Source organism: Sphaerotilus sp., assembly GCF_041083715.1.
GTDB lineage: Bacteria > Pseudomonadota > Gammaproteobacteria > Burkholderiales > Burkholderiaceae_C > Sphaerotilus.
On record NZ_JBFPGY010000302.1, the window covers coordinates 1 to 6,513 of the forward strand.

Annotated in this window: 7 protein-coding genes and 1 tRNA gene; 1 reads left to right on the top strand and 7 read right to left on the bottom strand. The window is 67.4% G+C overall.

Features of this window, described 5'->3' with window-relative positions:
* The 6 genes from AB3X43_RS14115 to AB3X43_RS14140 form a co-directional block, all read right to left on the bottom strand.
* A partial coding sequence (locus tag AB3X43_RS14115; protein WP_369430497.1) for a hypothetical protein occupies positions 1-362 on the bottom strand: 362 nt, incomplete at its 3' end.
* A gap of 527 nt (positions 363-889) precedes the next feature.
* Positions 890-1,297, bottom strand: coding sequence for a type II toxin-antitoxin system HicB family antitoxin (locus AB3X43_RS14120; RefSeq protein WP_369430498.1), 408 nt, complete (start codon positions 1,295-1,297; stop codon positions 890-892).
* Positions 1,294-1,479 (bottom strand): type II toxin-antitoxin system HicA family toxin, encoded by a 186-nt coding sequence (locus AB3X43_RS14125; RefSeq protein WP_369430499.1) that lies wholly within the window; start codon positions 1,477-1,479, stop codon positions 1,294-1,296. Before AB3X43_RS14125 ends, AB3X43_RS14120 begins: the two co-directional genes overlap by 4 nt.
* Positions 1,480-1,513: 34 nt before the next feature.
* Positions 1,514-1,855 carry a hypothetical protein gene (locus AB3X43_RS14130; protein ID WP_369430500.1) on the bottom strand — a complete coding sequence of 114 codons (342 nt, stop codon included), beginning with the start codon at positions 1,853-1,855 and terminating at the stop codon, positions 1,514-1,516.
* A 923-nt stretch (positions 1,856-2,778) separates the two neighbouring features.
* Positions 2,779-4,068 carry a tyrosine-type recombinase/integrase gene (locus AB3X43_RS14135; protein WP_369430501.1) on the bottom strand — a complete coding sequence of 430 codons (1,290 nt, stop codon included), beginning with the start codon at positions 4,066-4,068 and terminating at the stop codon, positions 2,779-2,781.
* A gap of 182 nt (positions 4,069-4,250) precedes the next feature.
* Positions 4,251-4,327, bottom strand: a tRNA-Met gene (locus AB3X43_RS14140).
* A gap of 115 nt (positions 4,328-4,442) precedes the next feature.
* Between AB3X43_RS14140 and ureG the strand changes: the two genes are divergently transcribed.
* Positions 4,443-5,087 (top strand): urease accessory protein UreG, encoded by a 645-nt coding sequence (gene ureG / locus AB3X43_RS14145; protein WP_369430502.1) that lies wholly within the window; start codon positions 4,443-4,445, stop codon positions 5,085-5,087.
* 5 nt (positions 5,088-5,092) lie between these two features.
* Here the strand turns inward: ureG and AB3X43_RS14150 are convergent.
* The coding region (locus AB3X43_RS14150; RefSeq protein WP_369430503.1) for a potassium transporter Kup at positions 5,093-6,513 on the bottom strand (1,421 nt) is incomplete at its 5' end.

The window sequence follows — 6,513 nt, forward strand, 5'->3', positions numbered from 1 at the left end:
AGTGTGGACAGGGTGCTCGCCCGCATCAGGTGCCAGGCTGCGCCGCGCGCCATGCTGGTGTCGAGCTGGTCCAGGCAATCGAGCGCCTCGGTCGGGCGGTGCTGTGCGAGCAGGAGTTCGGCCGTGCGGACGCAGGCGGCGGCGTTGCGCCGGTCCTGGTCGAATGCCTGGCGCGCCAGCAGCAGGGTCGGCAGTGTCAGCCGCAGCGCGGTGGCCGGGCAGTGCAGAAGATCGCGTGTCAGGGCCGCCTTGCTGCACGGGAGTTCGCCATGCGGCACCAGCGGACGCCGGGCGCCATGCGGATGGGCATCGGCGACCGGCGCCGCGCGGAGGCTGGCAAGGGCAGGGCGGAGGGTGTCCATGACGTGGCAGTCGTCGTGCCGCGGGCGGCGGCGAGGTGGACAGCCAGTCTAGGGAACGCGTTCCCGGTGCATCGCGGGATAAGGTGCAGCACGGCGGCGGAGTTCGGCATTCCGCCGAGGCCATGAAAAAAGCCCGTGCAGTCGCTGCACGGGCTTTTCAGAGTTTTGGGCTGGCCGGTGGCCGAACTGGTGGGAGTCGCCCGGCCGGCGCGGTGCTGGCGGTGCCAGGCCAGCCGGTCGACGATGCCGCAGGCGCCCGGCGCCGGCCAGCCGCAGCACGTCGAGGTGCTGGCCGATGTGGCTGCAGCTCGCCGACGCGGCCGGCGTGGTGCTGGTGGCGGTCGGCGCTGGCCGGTCTGCACGAGGTGGTGCTGGTGGTCCGGCTGGGTGTCGGCGCGGTCGCCGGATCGACGGCCGCAGACGGACACCAGGAAGAAGGCCACGGGATCAGCCCGGCCAGCCTATCGGCTGCGCCGCAGCGTGCCGGCGCTGGCCAGGGACTCGACCAGCCCGCCGACGTTGCAGCCTCAGCGCATCGCTTGCCGCGCCGCCTCAGCCAGGAAGCCGCTTCGAGACGCCCCGTGTGATCGGGCGTATTCGTCGATCCGGGCCAGCAGGCGCCGTGGCAATGTGATGTTGATCTTCTCCGCCTTGCCCTCGAATCGGGTCACGTCCACTTCCACCAGTGCCCACACGCCGCCCTCGTAGTCCGGGGTTTTCTGGTGGTGGCCGATCGGTTGCGGGGTCGGCACGTCGTGGCCATCCTCGGTCAAGCCTTCTAGGTGCAGGTCGATCGCTTCGGCTGCGCTGTCCATTGCCGCGTCGAAGGTGTCGCCCCCAGAGAAGCAGCCGGGCAGATCGGGCACCGTCACGCCGTAACGGGTGCCGTCGTCAGTGTGCAGAACCACAGGAAAACGCATCGTCGATTCCTTCACTTCTTCCAGCCGGCTTGCTTCTGGATGCTGTTCAACGTGCCGGCGGGGATGTCGCCATCGGGGTGTTTTACTGTCACCAAGCCGGGCTTGGTCGGGTGCTTGAACTGGTGGTGCGAACCCTTGACCCGTGCCAGAAGCCAGCCGTCCGCCTCCAGTCGCTTGATGATTTGCCGGCTGTTCATGGTGGTTACTATAACCACTCGAAAGCGCAACGGGTCACCAGGCCAGCACGAGGCGGTGCTGGTAGTCCGGCTTGGTGTCGGCGTGGTCGCCAGATCGACGGCCACAGGCGAGCACCAGGGACGAAGGCCACGGGATCGGATCGGCCAGCGTGCCGGCCAGCTCTTCCAGGCTGAACGGTGTCGAGGTGCTGGCCGGTGGCGGACTGGTGGGAGTCGCCCAGCCGGCGCGGTGCTGGCGGTGCCAGGCTATCCGCTCGACAGCAGCGCAGACGCCTGCGCACCTCGCCGGGTTGTTGCGCGGCAGGGGATTTACTTCACGCGCAATTTCCAGCGAAGACCGAAGACGCGCACCAAGGAACGGGGTTCCCCCGCGCATTGAAAAACCTTGAATGCATGTCCGTGCCTGTTGTCGGTCGTGTTGGATGGCCTGTGCATCCCATGATGCGGAAGGACCCCCCCACCCCCTAGAAACATGCGCGGCGAGAAATCTGACTACGGGCCGGTTTCCGCCCATGAGGTCCAGAGGATTTGCACCCCCTACCCGGCGCAGCCGCGGCCAGCCCGGCGCCGGCTGGCCAGCCGCTGCGAACGTGGCCGGGCACACCCCCGACAGCCGGCGCCACCGTCGAACACGCCGAAACCATTCCACACTTCTTCCACAGGTCTTCCGCAAGCTTTCCACGACAAGTAACAGAGAAGTAAGAGTGTTCTAAGTGCTTGATTTGTATAGGGTGTCTCTGTCTTTTTCCGTGGACTGACCCGCCCGGCGCCATCAATTCCACAATCCGCAGCCGTTTCCTGAAAAGAAGGGCGCCCCCCGTTGTTCCTTGGTGCGTGTCTTCGAGCCATGCCCGGAAGCCCAGCGCGAAAGAAACCCCCGCCGCGCCGCTACCCGGCGCACAGTGGAAGGCATCCAGCCAGGCAGACAGGCACAGGCCAGGCCATGCAGCCGACGCACAGGGCAGCCCATGCCCAGACCAGACACAGCCAGATGGACGAAGCCCGGCACGAGGCCGGGCTGGTGGTGTGCAGCGGGATGCAGCCGAGTCGAACGCCTGGGGTACGCCATCGGCCAGCCGCCACGGCCAGCGCGAAAGAACCCCCGCCGCGCCGTCCACCCGGCGCAGCGTGGAACCTGTCGGCGTGCCTGCAGTGCCCGGCGCAGACACAGCCCGGCACGGCCGGGCAATCCAGCCAGATGGACGAAGCCCGGCACAGGGCCGGGCCGGTGGCGTGCGGCAGGCGCCTCAGGTCACCAGCTCGGACGCGGGCATCGATCAGGCGCCAGGAGGAAGGGCGTCAGGCTGCACGGATCGGTATCACCTGCGCCCCCATGCGCAGCGTGTCCAGGTAGTCCGCCCATGCCTGCATCATGTGCCGGCGCTGGTCGGTGAACTCCGTCCGGTTGTAGGCGCGTCCGAGGGCGTCGGGGACGGTGTGGGCTAGCTGCGCTTCGATGACCTCGGGAGCAACCCCCAGCCGCTCGGACAGCATCGTGCGGGCCATCGCCCGGAAGCCATGCGCCGTCATCTCTTCACCGTCGAAGCCCAGCCGCCGAAGCGCCGCGTTCATCGTCATGTCGCTGATAGGCCGGGCACGGTCGCGCAGGCCAGGGAACACCAGCAGCCCGGACCCGGTGAGGGGCTGCAGCCCCCGCAGCACGGCCACGGCCTGACGGGACAGCGGAACGACGTGATCGGGTCCGGTCGCCTTGCCTTGAAGGTTGCGCTTCATCCGGTGCGACGGGATCAGCCAGGTTCCCGCGTCCAGGTCGAACTCCGCCCACGTCGCGCCCCGGATCTCGCCCGGACGCTGGAAGGTGAGGGCGGCCAGTTGCAGCGCCGCCTGGGTGGTCGGCTGGCCCGTGCAGGCCAGCAGCGCCCGCAGCAGCTCGCCCACCCGTGCGGGGTCGGTGATCGCTGCCCGGTGTTCGACGCGCACAGGTGGCAGTGCGTCGCGCAGATCGGCGGCCGGGTTGCGTTCACAGTGGCCGGTGGCAATGCCGTAGCGGAACACCTGTCCGCACGCATCCTTCACCCGGTGCGCTGTCTCGACCGTGCCGCGTGCCACCACACGCTGCAGGCATTCCAGCACCATCGGTGCCGACACGCTCGCCAGCGGCAGGCGCCCCAGCCACGGGAACACGTTCTGTTCCAGGCGCAAGCGGGTTCGGTCGGAATGCCCGGCGCTGACCTTGGCGGTGTGGACAGAGGCCAGCCACTCGCGGGCCACGGCCTCGAAGCTCCCGACCGGTGGAAGTCCGGCGTCTGCGCGTCGGTCGGCTTCATCGGCCTGGGCGGTGGCGGTCTTGGTCTGCTTGCGGGCCGCGCTCGGGTCGGTGCCCTCGCTCAACAGGCGCCGCGCCTCGTCTGCCTTCTTGCGGGCGTTCGACAGGGAGGTGTCGGGGTAGGTGCCCAAGCTGATGACGTTGCGCCGCCCCTCGTGCGCATAGGCCAGCCGCCAGCCGTGGGCGCCACCCTTCACGAACAGCAGCAGGTGCAGCCCGTCACCGTCGTTCAGCCGCTTGCGCGGGTCGCCCGGCTTGATGGTGCGGATTGCGGCGTCGGACGCGATGAGGTGGCGGGCCATGCGAGAACTTTTCAGTGGAGTTCTCGCGATTGTCGAGTTCTTGCAGAAGTTCTCGCACCGAACGCCCGGAGGACGATGCACGCCCCTGCACGTCACTGGACAACAAAAAAGCCCTAGAGCGTTGATTCTCTAGGGCTTTCTGCTTTGGCTTGGACGTTCTGGAACGTCTGTGCACGTTGTTTTGGTGGCGCTTCACGGACTCGAACCGCGGACCTGTGGATTATGATTCCATCGCTCTAACCGACTGAGCTAAAGCGCCAACAGCCCGCAATTATGCATAGACCCTGCCAGTCGAGCAAGTGTTTTCTGCGGAAATATTTGGTTCGGGTCTTGCTACCCTCGAAGTCTGCGAACAACACACCGAGACCTGTCCCATGAGCCCACTCCATTCGATTCCCGGACGCACCAAGAAACTGCCCCCGCTGCGCGTCGGCGTGGGCGGGCCGGTCGGTTCTGGCAAGACGACGCTGGTCGAGATGCTGTGCAAGACGATGCGCGATCGCTGGGACCTGGTGGTCGTCACCAACGACATCTACACCAAGGAAGACCAGCGCCTGCTGACGGTGGCCGGTGCGCTCGATCCGGAACGCATCATGGGTGTGGAGACCGGTGGCTGTCCGCACACGGCGATCCGGGAGGACGCCTCGATCAACCTCGAGGCCGTCGACCGGATGCTGGAGAAGTTCCCCGATGCCGACATCGTCTTCATCGAATCGGGTGGCGACAACCTGGCGGCGACCTTCAGTCCGGAGCTATCGGACCTGACGATCTACGTCATCGACGTGGCCGCGGGCGAGAAGATCCCGCGCAAGGGCGGCCCGGGCATCACCAAGAGCGACCTGTTCGTGATCAACAAGACCGATCTGGCGCCCCATGTCGGAGCCAATCTGGAGATCATGCGCACCGACACGGTGCGCATGCGGCCGAACCGCGCGTTCGTCATGACCAATCTCAAGACCCGCGACGGGCTGGCCGAGGTGGTGTCGTTCATCGAACAGCGTGGTCTGCTGGTGGGCTGAGCCGGTCAGATCTGCACCCGCGTGCCGAGTTCGATCACGGCGTTGTGCGGCAGCCGGAAGTAGTCGGCGACACTGCCCGCATTGCGCGCCATCGTGGCGAACAGCGCCTCGCGCCAGCGCGCCATGCCCGATCCCGGTGTCGGCACGACGATCTCGCGGCTCAGGAAGTAGCTGGTGCCGGCCGGCTCGATCTGCAGGTCCGGTGTCTGGATGCGGCCGAGTGCCGCGGGAATGTTCGGGCTGTCCATGAACCCGTAGTGCAGCGTGACGCGCCAGAAGCCCGGCACGAGCGCCTCCAGCTCGAGCTGTTCCTCGACAGGAACGCTTGGCTGTTCATGGAAGCGCACGGTCAGGACCAGGTTCTGGGCGTGCAGCACCTGGTTGTGCTTGAGGTTGTGCAGCAGCGCCTGCGGCACGGTGTCCGGATTGGCGACCGCGTAGACGGCGGTGCGGGGCGTGCGTTGCAGGCGCTCCGCAGCCAGCGCGGTCACGAAGTCCAGCAACGGCGGATCGTTGTCGCGGATCGCGTCCAGCAGCAGGGTACGGCCGCGGGCCCAGGTCGCCATCAGCAGGAACAGCGTCAGCCCCATCGCCAGCGGGAACCAGCCGCCCTGCAGGAACTTCAACGAACACGACACCACCAGCAGCGCGTCCAGCGCCACCAGTGCCAGCGTCACCGGCAGCACGACCACCATGGGCAGCTTCCAGGCATGGCGCACGACGAACCAGGTCAGCAGTGTCGTGATCAGCATGGTCATCGTCACGGCAATGCCGTAGGCCGAGGCCAGTGCCGACGAGTTGCCGAAGGCCAGCACCGCGGCGATGACCGCCACCAGCAGCGACCAGTTCACCAGGGGCACATAGATCTGGCCGATCTCGTGCTTGCTGGTGTGGCGGACCTGCATGCGCGGCAGGAATCCGAGCTGGATGGCCTGTCGCGTCAGCGAGTAGGCGCCCGAGATCACCGCCTGCGAGGCGATCACCGTCGCGGCGGTCGACAGCACCACGGCGGGCAGGATCCAGTTGTCCGGAAACAGGCGGTAGAAGGGGTTCTCGACCGCGGTCGGGTCGCGCATCAGCAGCGCGCCCTGGCCCAGGTAGTTCAGTGCCAGCGCCGGCATGACCAGCACGCCCCAGGCCAGCCGGATCGGGAAACGGCCGAAGTGGCCCATGTCGGCGTAGAGCGCCTCGGCGCCGGTGACGGCCAGCACGATGGCGCCGACGGCGGCGAAGACGTGCCAGCCACGTCCATGCAGAAAGGACACCGCCTGCAGCGGGTTCAGCGCGGCCAGGATCGCTGGCTCGCGGGCGATGTGCACCAGGCCGATGCCGCCCAGCAGCACGAACCACACCACGATCACCGGGCCGAACACCCGGCCGACAGCGCCGGTGCCGTGGCGCTGCAGCAGGAACAGGCCAACCAGCA